The organism is Ochrobactrum soli (genome assembly GCF_003664555.1).
Lineage (GTDB): Bacteria > Pseudomonadota > Alphaproteobacteria > Rhizobiales > Rhizobiaceae > Brucella > Brucella teleogrylli.
In genome coordinates this window covers 36,138-54,440 of record NZ_RCHH01000023.1, presented here as the reverse complement: position 1 = coordinate 54,440, position 18,303 = coordinate 36,138, and the positions used below count along the sequence as shown (strand labels likewise).

The window sequence follows — 18,303 nt, the reverse complement described above, 5'->3', positions numbered from 1 at the left end:
ACCAGAACTCAAGGACGAAGCAACCTGCCGCTAGCAGCGTCGCCGCCCTCGTTGTGGCGCTATATAGGCCCCGCACTCACAAACTGTCAACACAGCTTTCGATAAAAATGCGATTTTCTTTTCCACAGGGATAAGGAACGAAATTTACTCCTTATTAAGCTGCATGGACACCCGATTCTGTAAAGCGCGGACAGCGTCGTTCATGGTGCCATAGTAAGGAAGAGCGTCTCGAATACGCCAGCGACAGCCCACTTCACCGGGCCAGAGCCAGAACGACGGGATATTTCATCTTGTTTTGTTCAGTGATGGCCGGAACGGTACTCGCGTGTTTCCGTAGCGGGCAATTCATTATACCGTGGTTTGTATCCCGCCGATGCGCTTTCTTCGTGCTCTTTTCCAGGGGATCGAAGACAAGCCCGTAGATGCAGAAAACGCCATGCCCAAAAGCGCCTCTCCGCTCGAATCCTTTCAGTCCCGGACGTTCCGCTCGCTGTGGTCTGCCACGCTGGTATCGAATCTGGGGGGACTTATCGAAGGCGTCGCCGCCGGTTGGTTGATGACCAGTCTGACCACATCTCATGGGATGGTGGCACTGGTCCAGGCATCGATGACGCTGCCGGTGATGATTTTCTCGCTCGCCGCCGGGGCGTTGGCTGACAATTACGACCGCCGACGCATCATGCTTATCGCGCAGATGATGATGCTATGCTTTTCGGCGATGCTGGCGCTACTCTCTTATAGTAATGCACTGACACCATGGCTGTTGCTCAGCCTCACCTTTCTGATCGGATGCGGCGGCGCGCTCTATAATCCTTCCTGGCAAGCTTCGATGGGCGACATTGTTCCCCGTGAACATCTGCCGGGCGCAGTGGCGCTCAACAGCATGAGCTATAATCTCATGCGCAGTATCGGCCCGGCCATTGGCGGCATCATTGTCGCGACGGCGGGTGCGGCCTTTGCCTTTCTCTTTAACGTGTTTTGCTATTTCGCCCTGATCTTCGCGCTTTTCCGCTGGAAGAAAGTGACACCGCGCAACCCGCTGCCGCGCGAATCCTTCGGCAGCGCCATGTCAGCGGGCTTTCGTTATGTGACCATGTCGCCCAATCTTTTGAAGGTCATGGTGCGTTCATTCGCTTTCGGCTTCAGCGCCGTGGTGATTCTGGCGCTCCTGCCACTCGTTGCGCGCGATCAGGTGCAGGGCACCGCCATTACCTATGGCATTATGCTGGGCTTTTTCGGTTTCGGCGCGATCTGCGGCGCGCTACTGATCGGGCGGGTGCGCGATATTCTCAGCAATGAATGGGTGATCCGCGGCGCATTCTTCGCGCTCGCTGTCAGCTGTTTCTTCCTCGCCATGAGCAACCGGGTGTGGTTGAGCTGCCTTCTGTTGATGCCAGCTGGCATGGCTTGGGTGCAGGCTTTCTCACTGTTCAATGTGACTGTGCAGCTTTCGACCCCGCGCTGGGTCGTCGGTCGTGCGTTGTCATTATACCAGACGGCAACCTTCGGCGGCATGGCCTTGGGTAGCTGGGTCTGGGGGCAACTGGCCGACCTGCACAGCGTATCGGGTGCGCTGTTCATCGCGAGCGCCGTGCTGATTGTCGGCGGGCTGCTCGGCTTCATCTTGCGCCAGCCCAATTTCGAATCGCTGAACCTTGATCCGACGAACGCCTTCAGCGAGCCGCAACTGCAGCTCGACCTGCGCGCCCGCAGCGGCCCTATCATGGTGATGGTCGATTATTCCATCGACCAGAAAGACGTGCCGGAATTTCTCGCCACAATGGCGCTGCGGCGGCGCACCAGAATTCGCGACGGAGCTAAGCAATGGGTGTTATTGCGTGATCTCGAAAACCCGAGCGTCTGGACGGAAAGCTATCATGTGCCGACCTGGATCGAATATATCCGCCACAGCCAGCGGCTGACCCATGCCGATGCCGAGATTGCAAAACATCTTGATGAGTTGCATCGTGGCGACAGCCCTCCCCGCATCCATCACATGATCGAACGCCAAACCGTTCCTACCCATGACGATATGCCTTTAAAGCCATATCTGGATGCGACATGAAAAAAGCCGCCCAACTGGGCGACTTTTTTAAGCAGTAGGTGTTGGAAGCGATTATTCGCCCCAAGGGCCGTGGAAATCGCCATCCTTGTCGATGCGCTTGAAGCCATGCGAACCGAAGAAATCGCGCTGGCCCTGAATGAGATTCGCCGTACCAAGCGACTGCGTATAGCTGTCGAAATAGTTGAGCGCTGATGCAAGTGCGGGAACCGGCAAACCAGCAATCGCAGCCTTGGAAACGATGTTCCGCAGGCCCTTCGACGCCTTCTGCATGCGCTCCACGAAAGCCGGAGCCAGCAGAAGGTTGCGGCTTTCATTGCCCTCGAATGCCTGGGCGATATCGTCCAGCAGTTCCGAACGGATGATGCAACCGGCGCGCCAGATACGAGCTGTGGTGGCCAGCGGAATGTTCCAGCCATGCTCCTTCGACGCGGCTTCCATCACGGCAAAGCCCTGTGCATAGGCAGCGATCTTGCCAGCAAGCAATGCCTGCTCCAGATCGGCAAGGAACTTGGTGTGATCCGCGACGTCGAGCGTGCGCGGCGCAGGCTTGTAGATGTTCGCGGCTTCCTCACGCTCGCTTTTCAAAGACGAAAGCGAACGCGCGGCGACCGCAGCTTCAATCGCCGTTGCCGGAACGCCCATCATTTGCGCTTCAATGGCGGCCCAGCGTCCGGTGCCCTTCTGTCCGGCTTCGTCGAGGATCATATCGACCATCGCCTTGCCGCTTTCCGGATCGGTGGTTTTCAAAACCTTGGCGGTGATCTCGATCAGATAGGAATCGAGCGGACCTGAATTCCATTTTTCGAACACATCGCCAATGGCCGGAGCCGAAAGGCGGAGACCGTCGCGCAGGATGCCGTAGATTTCGGCGATCATCTGCATGTCGGCATATTCAATGCCGTTGTGGATCGTCTTGACGAAATGGCCCGCACCGTCAGGACCGACCAGCGCGCAGCATGGTTCGCCCTTATATTTCGCGGCGGCGGCGAGAAGGATCGGCGCGATGCGCTCATAAGCTTCCGGCGTTCCACCCACCATCATCGACGGGCCATGGCGTGCGCCTTCCGCGCCGCCGGAAACGCCCATGCCAACAAAGGTCGGATCATTCGGGCCAAGAGCCTTGAGGCGGCGGACCGTATCGCGATAATCGGAATTGCCCGCATCGATCATGATATCGCCCTTCTCGAGAAGAGCTTTCAGCCGAGTCGTTTCGGCATCGACAGGCGCGCCCGCCTTGATGAGGAAGATGAACGGACGCGGCTTGCGCGTGTTTTCCGCCAATTCTTCGAAAGTGGCGCAGGGGATGATCTTGTCGCGTAGCGGACCGGCTTTATCGAGGAAAGCTTTCAGCACCGGCTCGTCACGATCATAGACAGCCACCGTGTAGCCTTTCTCGGCTATGTTCAGCGCCAGGTTGGAACCCATCACGCCAAGACCGACCATTCCGATATCTGCTTTTTCCATTTTAGGCCCTTCAGAAATGCAACCAGCTGGCCTGTCGCGTGGCATTGGGAGGCATGCACTGCAAACAGGCTGGAACCCGGCATATTTGGTTGTCGCACTATTCCGACGACAACGGCTGATAATCTGTATCGTATTCCTGGATGATCTAGGGCAAATGACACAAAGTTGATAGACCCCGGCATCGGAAAAATCCGCGTGCACTGCCGGTTGCCAACAGCGCCACGCTGCTGCAACAGTGCGTGGAAACGGGAATTGCGGGCAGATTGCCCCGTCGGCTGCTGCGAATGGGCGTGATGAGAATCAAACTGGGTATCGGTTCCAAACTTCTTCTGTCGAGCCTTGTCAGCCTGATCGGCCTGCTGGTCATGGCGGCGGTGACGGTGCATGCGCTGCGCGAACAGATGATCGATGACCGTGTCACCATGGTTCGCAACCTGACCGAAATCGGCCGCAAGATCATTCAGGAAGAATATGATCGTTTCCAAAGCGGCGAGATCAGCGAAGCTGCCGCCAAGGAAAATGCCGTCGAAACGCTGCGCAAGCTGCGTTATGCCAATGACGAATATTTCTTCATCGACGATTTCGACGGCAATTCCGTGCTTTTGCCGATCCGGCCCGATCTTGAAGGCACCGACGCTTCCGCCTTGGTCGATTCCGAAGGCCGCCATTACGTGCAGATGCAGATCGACACCGCCAAGTCCGGCGGCGGCGTGGTGCGTTATGAATTCACCAAGCCCAACACGAATGTGAGCGGCGAGAAAATGGCCTATGTCATGCCGTTCGAGCCGTGGCGGTGGTTTATCGCGACGGGCATTTATCTGGAAGATGTGGACAGTGAAACCAAGGCCGTGCTGCTGCGCGCAGGCGGGATTCTCGCCACCATCGCCGTTGTCACCACGGCGCTTCTGATTCTCCTGTCGCGCAGCATCACGCGACCGCTCGGGCGACTGACAGCGGTAATCGGGCAACTGACCCGCCGCAAATACGATCTGACCGTCAAGGATCAGGATCGCCGCGACGAGATTGGCGATATTGCGCGCGCCGTGGAGATTTTCAAGAAAACCGGCCAGGAATTCGAGGTTTTGCAGGCGAAGATGCGCGAGCAGGAAGCGAAAGCGCAGGCCGAACGCGAAGCGGCCCTTGCCTTCGAGCGCGACAGCGCCCTGCGGCTCGAACAGACGGCGAGGCTGATTTCGATGGGCGAAATGGCTGTCAGCCTTGCCCATGAGCTGAACCAGCCGCTGGCTGCGGTCAGCAATTATTGCATGGGATCGGTGCGGCGGCTGGAAGCAGGCACCGACGACCGCGCAGCGTTGCTCGACGCCATGAAGAAAGCGTCACGGCAGGCAAGCCGCGCATCTGGCATCGTGTCGCGCATCCGCGATTTTCTGCGCCGCAGCGAGCCGACCCCGCAGCCGCAAATATTGCGGGAGATTGTCGAGGAGACCGCATCCATCGCCGAGATTGAATCGCGCAGGCGCGGTTTCAAGATCAAGGTCGATATAGCGAAAGACCTGCCGACCGTACTGGCCGACCGCGTTATGATCGAACAGGTTGTGTTCAATCTGTTGCGAAACGCCACCGAGGCCACGTCAGCCGTGCCAGCGCCACGGCGCGATATCGTCGTTTCGGCCAGAATCAGTCCTGACGGGCAGGAGGTGGAAACAGCTGTGCTGGATTTCGGAGGAGGCATTGCTGAAGACGAGATGGCCAAGATATTCGACCCGTTCTACACGACCAAGGCCGAAGGCATGGGCGTGGGGCTCAATATCTGTCGCTCGATCATGGAGTTCCACCGGGGCAGGCTTTGGGCGGAGCCAAATCCGGACGGCGGGACAGCTTTTCATTTCACGCTGCCTGTCAGCGGCACGCTTGGGGAAAAAGCCGTATGAGCGAAGCGGTCTATGTCATCGATGACGACGAGGCTTTTCGGGATTCGCTCGTCTGGCTGCTGGAATCGAGCCAGTACACCGTCCGCGCTTTCGATTCGGCGGAAGCTTTTCTGGATGCCGCATCCCCGGACATGTCCGGCTGTGTGATAGCCGATGTGCGCATGTCGGGCATAACCGGTCTTGAACTGCACCGGCGCCTGCGAACGCTTGGCGTCGATCTGCCGACAATCATCGTCACCGGTCATGGTGACGTGCCGATGGCCGTCACGGCCTTCCGCGACGGTGTGGTGGATTTCATCGAAAAGCCTCTCGACGACAAGTATGTACTGGAGCGGATCGAATTCTGTCTCGCCAAGGCGCGGGAGAACGCAAGGTTGCGCCAGCAGGCGGATGATTTTGCCCGCCGCTATGAAAGCCTGACGCAACGCGAAAAAGAAGTGCTGGAATATATCGTGGCGGGAAAGCTCAACAAGCAGATCGCCGATCTGATGGATATCAGCATCAAGACGGTTGAAGTGCATCGCAGCCGCGTGATGGAAAAGATGCAGGTGACGAATGTGGCGGAGCTGGTGCGCCAGAAACTGTCCTTCAGCGAAGGCGCAAAAAAGAAGCCGGCATAAGCCGGCTCCCTTTGTTTTGCAGAACAGGATCAGTCGTCGAGCTGCTGGCCACTTCTGTCGGTCGTGCAGGCGACCGCGACCAGCGAAATAACGCCGCAAGCCGCGATGAACACAGCAATCGGCAGATAGCTGCCATTATATTTGGCAAGCAGAGCCGTTGCGATCAGCGGCAGCGGACCACCGACAATAGCTGCACCCACCTGATAGCCGAGCGACACGCCGGTATAGCGGACATCTGCCGGGAAGCTTTCGGCGAAGAACGTGCCGAGAACCGAACCATAGGTCGACCAGATGATGGCAAAACCGATCACGACGGCAAGCGTCGCCACGACCCACGAACCCTGATTGAGCAGCCAGAAATAAGGCACCGTATAGATGACCATGGCGACAGTGCCGAGCAGGAAGACCTTCTTGCGACCGATGCGGTCGGACAGGCTGCCAAAGTAGAGCATGACCGGAACAGCGATCAATGCGGCGATCAGCACCGAGTTGAGAGCATGGACGCGCTCGAAACCCAGTCCCACGAGATAGGACACGGTGAAGGTTGCGAACAGGAAGAAGGTCGAGGTTTCGATGAACTTCGCGCCGATGACGATCAGAACCGCGCGCCAATGCTTGGTCAGTGTTTCGACCAACGGCACTTTCTTGGCGGTGTTGGCCGCAGCCACGCGCTTGAAGGACGGGGTTTCATCAACCGTGTTGCGGATCCACATACCGATGGCGACCAGCACGATGGACAGCACGAACGGAATGCGCCAGCCATAGGACAGGAACGCTTCTTCCGAAAAGCCGAGCGCAAGGCCGGACGTCACCAGATTGCCGAGCGCCAGACCGAACAATGCGCCCGTCTGCGGCACAGCGCCATAGAAGCCGCGCCTGTTACGCGGGGAATATTCCACCGCCAGAAGCACGCCGCCGCCCCATTCGCCGCCGAGCGCGAGTCCCTGCAACAGACGCAGCAGCGTCAGGATGATCGGTGCCCAGACGCCGATGGTGGCATAGGTCGGCATCAGGCCGATCAACACCGTTGAAATGCCCATGATGGACAGAGTGATGACGAGCGTTTTCTTGCGTCCGATACGATCGCCGATATGGCTGAACACGATGCCGCCGATGGGGCGGATTAGGAAAGCCAGCGCGAAAGAGGCAAGCGCCAGAAGCTGGCTGGTCACCGGATCATCGGACGGAAAGAACAGCTTTCCGAACACGATGGCCGACATGGTGCCATAAAGGAAGTAATCATACCATTCGATGGTGCTGCCTACCGCGCTGCCAATCAGCGCGCGACGGCGATCGCCATCGGTAATCAAAGTGTCTTTTTCTACGCGTGCAGAAGCCGCGCCCTCCAAGACGGTCATAGCATTTCCTCCTGAGTGGGCCGCTTATGCGGCCTTGTTTTTGAGAATGTCGAGCGCGACATCGATGATCATGTCTTCCTGGCCGCCGACCATGCGGCGCTTGCCAAGTTCGATGAGGATTTCGCGCGTATCGACGCCATAGAGTTTCGAGGCGTTTTCCGCATGACGCAGGAAGCTCGAATAGACGCCCGCATAGCCAAGCGAGAGGCTTTCACGATCCACCCGCACCGGACGGTCCTGCAACGGACGCACCAGATCGTCGGCGGCATCCATCAGGCCATAGAGGTCACAGCCCGTATCGATGCCCTTGCGGTTGAGAACCGCTATCAGACCTTCAAGCGGCGCATTACCGGCCCCTGCCCCCATGCCTGCGAGCGACGCATCGACGCGAACAGCGCCTGCTTCGATACCGGCAACGGCATTGGCAACGCCAAGCGTCAGATTGTGGTGGGTGTGAACGCCGATTTCGGTTTCAGGTTGCAGCGCATCACGCAGCGCCTTGACGCGAAGCGTATATTGCTCAGGCAATAGCGCGCCTGCCGAATCGGTAACATAGACGCATTCCGCGCCATAGCTTTCCATCAGCTTCGCCTGTTCGACCAGCTTTTCCGGTTCGGCCATATGCGACATCATCAGAAAGCCGATCGTGTCCATGCCCAGTTCACGCGCAGCCTCGATATGCTGGCGTGATACATCGGCCTCGGTGCAATGGGTCGCAACGCGAACCGAACGCGCGCCGGCGTTATACGCTTCCTTCAGGTCATGCACCGTGCCGATGCCCGGAATGAGCAGCACGGTGACACGGGCATGATCGCAGGCCTCGGCAACCGCGCCGATCCATTCGACATCGTCATGCAGGCCAAAGCCGTAATTGAAGGTCGAACCGGCAAGGCCGTCGCCATGGGTGATTTCAATCGCGTCCACCTTGGCGGCATCCAGCGCCTTCGCAATCGCGACGACATCCTTCAGCGTGTATTGATGGCGGATCGAATGCATGCCGTCGCGCAGCGTGACATCCTGAACATAGAGCTTATCGGGATTGGAGCGGGCCATTATGCAGCCTCCTTGGCAAGCGCTTTTGCTGCCCAATGATCAGCGGTGACCAATGCAGCGGATGTCATGATGTCGAGATTGCCGGCATAGGCGGGCAGATAATGCGCAGCGCCTTCGACCTCGAGCAGGATGGTCGTCTTGAGACCCGATACGAGCCCGATGCCCGGTACGCGAACCGGCGCATTGTCGCCGATCACTTCGAACTGAACCTTCTGCTTGAGGCGATAGCCCGGCACATAGGCTTGTACCGTCTTGACCATTTCGGCAATCGAAGCCTCGATGGCTTCGCGGCTGCCACCCTGCGACAGAACAAACACCGTATCGCGCATGATGAGCGGCGGTTCTGCCGGGTTGAGAATGATCAGCGCCTTGCCGCGTTCAGCGCCGCCCAGTTCACGGATTGCCTTCGACGTGGTTTCGGTGAACTCATCGATATTCGCGCGGGTGCCGGGACCAGCCGAACGCGACGAGATCGAAGCGACGATTTCGCCATAGACCACGCGGTCGGTGGCGCGCTTGACGGCATAGACCATCGGGATCGTCGCCTGACCGCCGCATGTGACCATGTTGACGTTCGGCTCGTCGATATTGGCGTCGCCATTGATGGCGGGAATGGTGAAGGGGCCGATGGCGGCAGGCGTCAGGTCGATGACCTTCTTGCCGTCCTTCTGCAAGAGCGCGTCATTATGGAGATGCGCCTTGGCCGAAGTTGCATCGAACACGATATCGATATCGCGATATTCGGGCATACGCATCAGGCCGTCGATGCCGTCATGGGTCACCGGCACGCCGAGCCGTGCGGCGCGTGCCAGACCATCCGAATTCGGATCGATGCCGACCATTGCGCCCATCTCGATATTCTTCGATGTGCGCATCACCTTGATCATCAAATCCGTGCCAATATTGCCGGAACCGATGATCGCGCATTTCTTCTTGGACATAGTGGGTCCTTTCTGATCTTCCTCAGGTCGCCGCACCAGACGCCAAATGGGGAGGCTTGACCGGCGCGGATACGCGCACTGCACGCCTTGAAGCGGTGGTGTGGTGAGTCAGCTTGAAAGGACGCTGGATGGGTGGGTCGTGGCAGAACGGGTGCCAGAACCTGGCCCATCAGTTCGCACGTATCGCTCCTCCGGCAAATCCTCCCCATTTGCTTGACAGGGGGATAATAGGACGGAGGATGCGGTCTAGATATTGGGGTTAACCCCTACCGATTTTCGACTTGTGTATTAGCCGAATGACGGTTGCGCCACATGGCTGCGGCTTTCTGGTGGAACGCATCATAGCTGTTATTATCAGCGGCGGATACCGTCATCATGGCCATGGCTGCCGTTGCGATGACTATGCTTTCGGCGCGCTCGTCGGTGGCGGTGCCACTCCAAACACCGTGCCAATATTCAAAAGAGCTGAGGCTGGAATGCTTGTCGCTGCTGGCTTTCGAAAGCGTCGGCAGCTGCAAGGCGCTGGAATGCCCCTGCACGTGGCGATATATGGTGTGTTTGCGGTGCGGGACCAGTTCCGCCACATCGCGGCTGGTCGAGACGACCGAAACCGACTGCATGTCGAGCAGCACGGCAGCATCGCGATGCAACTCGCGATAAGCGGGTTGCGACACGCCGAGAAATGACGATTTCAGCCCCAACGGGTTCAGGAGGTGGACAAGACTGTTCACCGGCGAACGGGACTCGAATAGCGGATAAAGCGCCAGCAGCGCCTGCACCTGCGGCGCAAAACCCGCCATCGGCATGAAGCATATGCCATGCGCTCTGAGCGCACTTTCCGCCAGTTCATGCGATGTGGCAATCGGCATGTTGATCGCTTCCGCCGCAATCTCCAGTTTGCCGGACAGTTCGCCGACACCGCAACTGCCATGCATCAGCACCGGGTAACCGGCGCGCGCGACGAGCAGTGCAGACAGCATGAACCATGGCGACTGCGAAGAATTGGGAGACAGGTAGGCGGGCCAATCCAGCGCAGGCGTGTTGATACTCGTTCCCGCCGCATAAAACCGCGCGGATGCGCACGCCATGCCTGCAAGCTCCGGCGCGGTCAGCCCGCGATAATGGATCAGGCGCAACAGCGCGCTGATCTGCATCGGGTCCGCTTCGCCCGCGAAAATGGTCGTGAAGGCATCTTCCGCCTCATGCAGTTCCAGCGGACGGGTGTGCCCCACCTTGCGGCCAACGACGGCAATATATTTGGCCAGCCGCCGCGTCGGGTCGTTCTCGCTCTGGATATCGGCGAACTGCGCGGCGGTATATTCCGCCGACGGGTGGTTCTCCAGATCCGTCACCTTGCGGATGGTCAGTGGCGGCGGCGTAACGATAGCGCTGCGGTTCCATCCATGATGTCCGGTGCAGGCTGACACATGCGCGTTTTCTGCATCGGGCTTCATCAAGGCATCGGCTTCATTCGCCAAACGCCGCAAGCGACCGCGCAATGCTTCCGCCTTTGGCGTCGCGATCATGGCGCGACCGGAGCGGACAAAGATTGGATCGTCAAAATGGTCGCGGATCTGCCCCAGCAGACGGCTCATCGCCGGAATGCTCAAGCCCATCTGCTTGGCCGCGCCACCGACACTGCCTTCCACAAGAAGTGCATCAAGCGCAATCAGCAGCCGCAACTGCCCCAGACGAGGATTGGCGCCATCGCTTTCGGCCTTTTCCGCCGGTTTTGCGCTCTTCGCCCGCTTATCCGCCATTTCCGATGCCTGCCTCGTCAGTTGCGTTTTTTGAAACTTGGAAAGTTTCTAAAACATGATGATTGACGTCATCTTATAGCCATACATAAGGAGAGTAGAAAACTCAACTTTAGACGGTGGTGAAAATGACCAGCTTGTTTTGGGGCTTGTGTGCCAGTGGCGCGCAAGGCAGGCAGATTACCAGAGGAAAGCTTGCTTCCAGAGCGATCCTTGCAGGGACGTGTCTTTCAACCGCCCTTTTGTTAAGCGAAACGGGCGCCTTCGCGCAAGCAGCAAATAGTGCGACCAGCGCCACCGCTGAAGAAACCGAAGCCCAGAAGAAAAAGGCTGCGGAAGGCGAACAGGCTGCTGACACTGCATCCGATGGCACGGTCAAGCTGAACCAGATCGTGGTGACGGCGACGGGCTTTGAGCAGAACATCACCGATGCGCCTGCCAGCATCACCGTCGTGCCGGGCGAAGAGCTTGAAAAAGGCGCTTATCGCGACCTGACCGACGCCTTGAAAGACGTGCAGGGTGTGGCCGTGACCGGCCCTGCCGCCGAACGCGATATTTTTATTCGCGGCCTCCCCGGCTCCTATACGCTGCTGCTCGTGGACGGCAAGCGCCAGAGCACCCGCGATGCCCGCACCAACGGCAATTCCGGTTTCGAACAGAGCTTCCTTCCGCCTGCTAACGCCATTGAGCGTATCGAAGTCATTCGCGGTCCAATGTCTTCGCTCTATGGCTCGGATGCGATGGGCGGTGTCATCAACGTCATCACCAAGAAAGTGTCGGACAAGTGGAGCGGCTCGTTCACGGTGGACGGCGTTGCTCAGCAGCATTCCAAATACGGCAATTCCCTTCAGGGTTCCTATTATATCACGGGACCGCTGGTGCCGGACCTTATCGGCGTGCAGCTTTGGGGACGCGGCCTGAAGCGTCAGGAAGACAAGATCGTCAGCGGCTCGCCCGAGCAGCAGGATGTCGACATCACGGGTCGCATCACCTGGACCCCGAACAAAGACCACGATATCCAGCTTGAACTGGGCAAGACGCGCCTGCGCCGCGACAGCACCGTTGGCAACACGACGGAAAAAACCGCGTCGGCTGTCGATTCCTACAATTACAACGACCGCGACCATTGGTCGATCAGCCATACCGGCCGCTGGGGCCCGACCACGTCGGAATTCTCCTTCATGCAGGAATGGTCCGAGCGGACCAACTTCAACTGGAACAACGCATCGAAGAGCTATGTCGAGAACCTTCGCTCTCCGCATGTGAAGAACTCGGTGCTCGACGGCAAATTCACCACGCCGTTCGAACTGTACGGCAATCACACGCTCGTCACCGGCGGCCAGTTCATGGACACGGTTCTCACCGACCAGAATCCGGGACGCCGCACCGGACTGGACGAAGAATTCAGCGTACGCCAATGGGCGCTGTTCGCCGAAGACGAATGGTGGCTGACGCCCGACTTCTCGCTGACCGGCGGTCTGCGCATGGACGATCACGAGGTCTATGGTTCGCATTTGAGTCCCCGCGGCTATGCGGTATGGCACGCGACCGATCAGATCACCTTCAAGGGCGGTATTTCGACCGGCTTCAAGGCCCCCGATATCCGCACCATCGCACCGGGTTATGCTTATACGACGGGCGGCGGCGGCTGCTCCTACGGCCCGACCGGCACCTGCGGCGTCATCATCGGCGACCCAAATCTGGAACCGGAAAAGAGCACCAGCTACGAAGCCAGCGTGTTGTGGGACAACCAGACCGGCCTTCGTCTGGGCGCCACCTACTTCTACACGGACTTCAAGGACAAGATTTCCAACGCGCTTGTCACCGACAGCAACGGCGATCCCGTCCGCTGGAGCGAAGATCCGAACTACCGTCTCTGGTATGCCTTCAATATCGATGAAGCTGTCATGCAGGGCGTGGAGCTGACCTTCAACTGGGAAGCAACCGACACGATCACCCTTCGCGGCAACTACACCTATACGGATTCCGAACAAAAGACCGGCACCTATGCGGGCCTTCCGCTGGCCCGCACGCCGAAGCATATGGCGAGCCTGCGCGGCGACTGGATCACCCCCGTCGAGGGGCTGAAGGCATGGGCCGCCGCCAATTATCATGGCGAGGAAACCAATGCCGGCGCGCGTATCGGAACAGCAGGTACGCCGGTCTATGCAGCGGACGGAAAGACCGTTCTGGCGCGCAAGTACAAGCCCTACGCGACGGTCGATCTCGGCGGTTCCTATGACTTCAGCGAGAACGTGACGTTCAACGCAGCCATCTACAACATCTTCGACAAGCAAATCGATGTCGATGAGTTCAACACGGTTGTCGATGGTCGTCGCCTTTGGGTCAGCATGACGTCGCGCTTCTGATCTGACGCAGTGTGACGCCAGCCAAACGAAAGGCTGGCGTCATTTTTTCGATTGAATGGATGCTCAATGAGCGCTCTGAAGAACATAAAGAAGACCTTGTGGCTAATGGTCGGCAGCATGATTTTTGCCTCCACGGTTCAGGCAGCAGAACAGGTGCGCGCTTCCTTCGACATGGAAGCCAACGGCATTTCCTATCGCATTTTCACCGCAGCGCCCGCTGAAGCCGCTCCCGAAGGCGGCTATCCCGTCATTTATATGGTCGACGGCAATCGCATGCTGCCGCTTGCCGCTGCTGAAATGGCGAAGAACGATGACCTCAAGGCCGTTCTGGTGGGTATTGGTTATCCGACCGACGATGCTGATGAAATCGTGCGGCTGCGCTATTTCGATCTGACGTCGGCGACCAGTGAACAGTTGACGCCCGATCCGGCCAACCAGCCAAAGACCGGCGGTCGCGATGCGTTCTTTGCTTTCATCGAAGTACGGGTGAAGCCCGAAATCGAAAAGCGGTTCTCCATCGACAAAAGCAGGCAGGCGCTGTTCGGCCATTCCCTGGGCGGGCTTTTCACGCTCTATGCGCTGTTCAATCACACGAATTCCTTCCAGACCTACAGCGCTGCCGACCCTTCGATCTGGTGGGATAATCATTCGATCCTGTCGGACAAGGATCGTTTCATCGCCTCGTTCAAATCGGCTCCCCACCCTTTGCGTCTGCTGATGGAAACCTCCGGCAAGCGCGGTTCCCGCCCCGGTCAATCGCCTGCGGATATCCAGCGCATGCGCAAGCTGCGCGGCGGGCCATCGGGCACGGATGTGTACAAGGAACTGGAACCGCTGCCGCAGCTGGAAACGGCTTTTCACCGTTTCGCCAACGAGGGGCATGGTTCGATGATCCCGCTGACAGTGGCGGACAGCCTGAACTTCATTCTGCTCGGCAGGAAGCCCGAACACACAGACAATTGAGCGTTTTTTGTCCGTCGGGCTTTGACCTGCGGAAAACTGGACTATAAAGCACAGGATTGACGAAAGGATTGTGCACCATGCTGAATTTCGGCCAACATGTCGCCCGCCTCTGTGGCGCAGCCGTCGTGGCGCTTTCTCTGGCCTCCGCCGCCAGCGCCGCAGACATCACCATCAAGCATGCGCAGGGTGAAACGGCAGTGCCTGCTTCGCCAGCCAAGGTAATCGTGCTCGATCTGGCGACGCTCGACAATCTCGACCGCCTCGGCGTCAAGGTTTCCGGCGTGCCAACGCTGGTCACTGCCCCGGACTTCCTCAAGAAGTACCAGTCCGACGATTATCCGAAAGTCGGCACGCTGTTCGAGCCGGATTATGAAGCCATCAATGCCGCCGAGCCGGATCTCATCATTGTTGGCGGTCGTTCGGCAGCCAAATATCCGGAACTTGCAAAGATCGCGCCCACCATTGATCTGACGGTCTCCTCGAAGGACCTCATCGGCGGCACAGAAGCCAATGTTGAAAAGCTTGGCCAGATTTTTGGCAAGCAAGCGGAAGCCAAGGCAGAAATCGAAAAGCTCAACGCCGATGTTGCCACGCTGAAGCAGAAAGCCGCAGACAAGGGCACGGGTCTTCTGATCCTCACCACCGGCGGCAAGATGAGCGCCTATGGCCCGGGTTCGCGCTTTGGCATGCTGCATGACGCCTATGGCGTGACGCCTGCCGCCAAAGACCTGACCACCAAGGGCAATCACGGCCAACCGATCAGCCAGGAATTCATTCTGAAGACCAATCCTGACTGGCTGTTCGTGATCGACCGCGACGCCGCCATCGGTCGCGAGGGCAATTCCGCCAAGCAGATTCTCGACAATGATCTCGTTCGCCAGACCACGGCGGCGAAGAAAGACCAGATCGTCTATCTGAAGTCGCAGAACTGGTATCTCGTCGGTGGCGGTCTCAATGGCCTGCACGGCACTATCGATCAATTGTTGGAAGTCTTCGACAAGGCAAAGTAAAAGTCAGGCACTTTCTGACCCAGTCACCCGGGCTGTCCGCCATGCCGGACAGCCCGATGCATGACAAGGCAAGAGAACAGGATAAAGCGTGAAGGGATTAGCTGCAGCTATAGTTGTTGTCGCCGTGCTGGCTGTCATCAGCCTGTTTATCGGGGTCGGCGACGTCTCACTGCATGCGCTTTTCTATTCCCGTGAAAGCGTGGATGGCAGCCCCGGCAGCGCGCTTGAACTGCTGCTTGTCAGCCGCATTCCGCGCACCATCGCCATTGTGCTGGCGGGCATGTCGATGGCCGTTGCCGGCATGATCATGCAGATGCTGACCCGCAACCGTTTCGTCGAGCCTTCGACGGCGGGAACGGTCGAATCCGCCAGTCTCGGCATTCTTCTGGTTATTCTCTTTGCGCCGGAAGCGCCCGTCTTCGTCAAGATGCTGGTTGCCTCCGTCACCGCAGTGGCGGGAACGGCGCTGTTTCTGCGTATCCTGCGCAGCATCCCGCTTCGCTCCGTGCTGGTTGTTCCTCTGGTCGGCATCATGCTCGGTGGCGTTGTCAGCGCCATCACGACTTTCATCGCCTACCGCTTCGATCTGTTGCAATCGCTGAATTCGTGGACGACCGGCGACTTTTCCGGCGTGCTGCGCGGACGCTACGAATTGCTGTGGATCGCCTTCGCGCTCACCGTCGTCGCCTATATCGCCGCCGACTGGTTTACCGTCGCAGGGCTGGGCGAGGATTTCACCACCAATCTCGGTCTCAATTATCGCCGTGTGGTGACACTCGGCCTCATCATCGTTTCGATGGTCAGCGCGTCGGTCGTCGTCACCGTCGGCATGATCCCGTTTCTCGGCCTGATCGTGCCCAATGTCGTCAGCATGTTCGTCGGCGACAATATGCGCCGCGCCTTGCCATGGATCGCCGTTCTCGGCGCGGGTTTGGTGCTCGCCTGCGATATTGCCGGGCGTCTGATCCGCTTTCCCTATGAAATCCCCATCGGCACGATGATGGGCGTCGTGGGCAGCGTCATCTTCCTTTACCTCCTGTTGCGGCGGGGTTCACGCCTTGCTTAAACGCCCCGCTACCCTCATTCCGCTTCTCGGCGCGATCGCGCTACTCGCCGCCATTGCCTTCATGACAATCGGTGCGAAGGGCAGCTGGTCGTTCATCCTGTCCTTCCGCGGCACCAAACTCGCCGCCATGGTGCTGGTGGCCTATTCAATCGCGGTATCGACCGTGCTGTTTCAAACCGTCACCAATAATCGCATCCTCACGCCCTCCATCATGGGCTTCGATGCGCTCTATATTCTGATCCAGACCGTTGTGGTGTTCTTCTTCGGCGCGGTGCAGGTCGACTGGATTGGACCGAACATGCGCTTTGTCACCGAAACGCTGGTGATGGTGCTGTTTGCAGGTTCACTCTATTACTGGCTGTTTTCGGGCGCGGCGCGCAGCCTGCATCTGGTGATGCTGGTCGGCATTATTTGCGGCGTGTTCTTCCGCAGCCTGTCCAATCTCATGCAGCGTATGCTCGATCCCGATCTCTTCGCGGTGTTGCAGGACCGGTTTTTTGCCAGCTTCAACACGATCAACGCCGATATTCTGACGCTCTCGGCGATCATCGTCGCCGCCGTATCGCTTTATGGCTGGCGGCTGATGCATGTCTTTGACGTACTGGCGCTTGGACGCGAGCCTGCCATCAATCTCGGTGTCGATCACCGCCGCGTGGTGCGGCTCATCCTGCTGATGGTAACGGTGCTTGTCGCGGTTTCGACCGCGCTTGTCGGACCGATCACCTTCTTCGGCCTTTTGGTCGCCAATCTCGCCTACATGCTGGCAGGCTCGGGGAAACATCGCGTCGTCCTGCCGATTGCCGTCCTGCTGGCCATCATCTGCATTGTCGGTGGCCAGACCATTCTCGAACGGGCCTTTGCCTTCAATACCGCGCTCAGCGTCATCATCGAATTCCTGGGCGGTCTCGTCTTCATTATCCTTCTTGTCAGGGGAAATGCACGTTGATCGAAATAAGCCAAGTCAGCAAATCCTATGGCGGCGCTCTTGTCGTCGATGACGTGTCCCTGCACCTGCCCGCGGGCGGCGTAACATCGATCATCGGCCCCAATGGCGCGGGCAAATCAACGCTGCTTTCCATGGTCAGCCGCCTTTTGCCGATGGACAAAGGCCGCGTGACCGTGGACGGTCTGGATGTCACCACCACCTCGGGCGATGTGCTGGCAAAGCGCCTCTCCATACTGAGGCAGGAAAACGCCATCAATTCACGACTGACCGTGCGGGATCTGGTGGCATTCGGGCGCTATCCCTATTCCAAGGGGCGACCTAACAGCGAAGACCGCAAGCATATCGAACAGGCGATCCAGTATCTTGGCCTTGAATGCTTGAGCGATCGCTTTCTCGATGAATTGTCCGGCGGACAGCGCCAGCGCGCCTTCGTGGCCATGGTGCTTTGTCAGGATACGGACTATGTGCTTCTTGATGAGCCATTGAACAATCTGGATATGAAGCATGCGGCATCGATGATGAAGTTGTTGCGCCGCGCTGCCGATGAGCTCGGCAAGACGGTCGTGCTGGTGTTGCACGACATCAACTTCGCCTCCTGCTATTCCGACCACATCGTCGCCATGCGCAACGGCAAGGTCGCGCATCAGGGCACGCCGGACGCGCTGGTCCATCCGGAAATCCTGAGCGCCATTTACGATATAGATATCTCGGTTGAAATTATCGGCGGGAAGCGGATCGGGGTCTACTACCTGTAAATAGACTATCTATTCGCTCGATTTCATGCAAAAGCATGCGCACC

Annotated in this window: 14 protein-coding genes; 9 read left to right on the top strand and 5 right to left on the bottom strand. The window is 58.4% G+C overall.

Going from position 1 to position 18,303, the window contains the following annotated elements:
* Positions 1-436 precede the first annotated feature (436 nt).
* Positions 437-2,065: an MFS transporter gene (locus D8666_RS22180; RefSeq protein ID WP_121539464.1), complete on the top strand. Its 1,629-nt coding sequence runs from the start codon at positions 437-439 to the stop codon at positions 2,063-2,065.
* 51 nt (positions 2,066-2,116) lie between these two features.
* On the opposite strand, the gene gnd is transcribed toward D8666_RS22180, so the two are convergent.
* The gene (gnd, locus tag D8666_RS22175) at positions 2,117-3,529 is read right to left on the bottom strand and encodes an NADP-dependent phosphogluconate dehydrogenase (protein ID WP_109366990.1); all 1,413 of its coding nucleotides are present in this window, start codon (positions 3,527-3,529) and stop codon (positions 2,117-2,119) included.
* A gap of 293 nt (positions 3,530-3,822) precedes the next feature.
* Between gnd and D8666_RS22170 the strand changes: the two genes are divergently transcribed.
* Positions 3,823-5,421: a cache domain-containing protein gene (locus tag D8666_RS22170; RefSeq protein ID WP_167836164.1), complete on the top strand. Its 1,599-nt coding sequence runs from the start codon at positions 3,823-3,825 to the stop codon at positions 5,419-5,421.
* On the top strand, positions 5,418-6,041 hold the full coding sequence (locus tag D8666_RS22165) for a response regulator transcription factor (protein WP_109366988.1): 624 nt from the start codon (positions 5,418-5,420) through the stop codon (positions 6,039-6,041). The genes D8666_RS22170 and D8666_RS22165 overlap by 4 nt, the downstream gene beginning before the upstream one ends.
* Positions 6,042-6,070: 29 nt before the next feature.
* On the opposite strand, the gene D8666_RS22160 is transcribed toward D8666_RS22165, so the two are convergent.
* The 4 genes from D8666_RS22160 to D8666_RS22145 all read right to left on the bottom strand — a co-directional run bounded on the left by D8666_RS22160 (position 6,071) and on the right by D8666_RS22145 (position 11,153).
* Positions 6,071-7,399 carry an MFS transporter gene (locus tag D8666_RS22160; RefSeq protein ID WP_109366987.1) on the bottom strand — a complete coding sequence of 443 codons (1,329 nt, stop codon included), beginning with the start codon at positions 7,397-7,399 and terminating at the stop codon, positions 6,071-6,073.
* Between the two features lie 24 nt (positions 7,400-7,423).
* Positions 7,424-8,452: a 4-hydroxy-2-oxovalerate aldolase gene (dmpG, locus tag D8666_RS22155; RefSeq protein ID WP_109366986.1), complete on the bottom strand. Its 1,029-nt coding sequence runs from the start codon at positions 8,450-8,452 to the stop codon at positions 7,424-7,426.
* On the bottom strand, positions 8,452-9,393 hold the full coding sequence (locus tag D8666_RS22150; protein WP_109366985.1) for an acetaldehyde dehydrogenase (acetylating): 942 nt from the start codon (positions 9,391-9,393) through the stop codon (positions 8,452-8,454). The genes dmpG and D8666_RS22150 overlap by 1 nt, the downstream gene beginning before the upstream one ends.
* Positions 9,394-9,659: 266 nt before the next feature.
* Positions 9,660-11,153, bottom strand: a complete 1,494-nt coding sequence (locus D8666_RS22145; protein ID WP_121539459.1) for a glycosyl transferase family protein — start codon at positions 11,151-11,153, stop codon at positions 9,660-9,662.
* Positions 11,154-11,278: 125 nt separating this feature from the next.
* On the opposite strand from D8666_RS22145, the gene D8666_RS22140 reads away from it, so the two are divergent.
* The 6 genes from D8666_RS22140 to D8666_RS22115 all read left to right on the top strand — a co-directional run bounded on the left by D8666_RS22140 (position 11,279) and on the right by D8666_RS22115 (position 18,259).
* A complete protein-coding gene (locus D8666_RS22140; RefSeq protein WP_109366983.1) occupies positions 11,279-13,519 on the top strand; it encodes a TonB-dependent receptor domain-containing protein in 2,241 nt (746 codons plus the stop codon).
* A gap of 66 nt (positions 13,520-13,585) precedes the next feature.
* The gene (locus D8666_RS22135; RefSeq protein WP_121539458.1) at positions 13,586-14,482 is read left to right on the top strand and encodes an alpha/beta hydrolase; all 897 of its coding nucleotides are present in this window, start codon (positions 13,586-13,588) and stop codon (positions 14,480-14,482) included.
* A gap of 77 nt (positions 14,483-14,559) precedes the next feature.
* Complete coding sequence (locus tag D8666_RS22130; protein ID WP_121539463.1) at positions 14,560-15,492, top strand: siderophore ABC transporter substrate-binding protein; 933 nt, start codon at positions 14,560-14,562, stop codon at positions 15,490-15,492.
* A gap of 88 nt (positions 15,493-15,580) precedes the next feature.
* Complete coding sequence (locus D8666_RS22125) at positions 15,581-16,558, top strand: ABC transporter permease (RefSeq protein WP_121539457.1); 978 nt, start codon at positions 15,581-15,583, stop codon at positions 16,556-16,558.
* Positions 16,551-17,504: an iron chelate uptake ABC transporter family permease subunit gene (locus tag D8666_RS22120; RefSeq protein ID WP_121539456.1), complete on the top strand. Its 954-nt coding sequence runs from the start codon at positions 16,551-16,553 to the stop codon at positions 17,502-17,504. Before D8666_RS22125 ends, D8666_RS22120 begins: the two co-directional genes overlap by 8 nt.
* Positions 17,501-18,259: an iron ABC transporter ATP-binding protein gene (locus tag D8666_RS22115; RefSeq protein ID WP_121539455.1), complete on the top strand. Its 759-nt coding sequence runs from the start codon at positions 17,501-17,503 to the stop codon at positions 18,257-18,259. The genes D8666_RS22120 and D8666_RS22115 overlap by 4 nt, the downstream gene beginning before the upstream one ends.
* Positions 18,260-18,303: the final 44 nt, after the last annotated feature.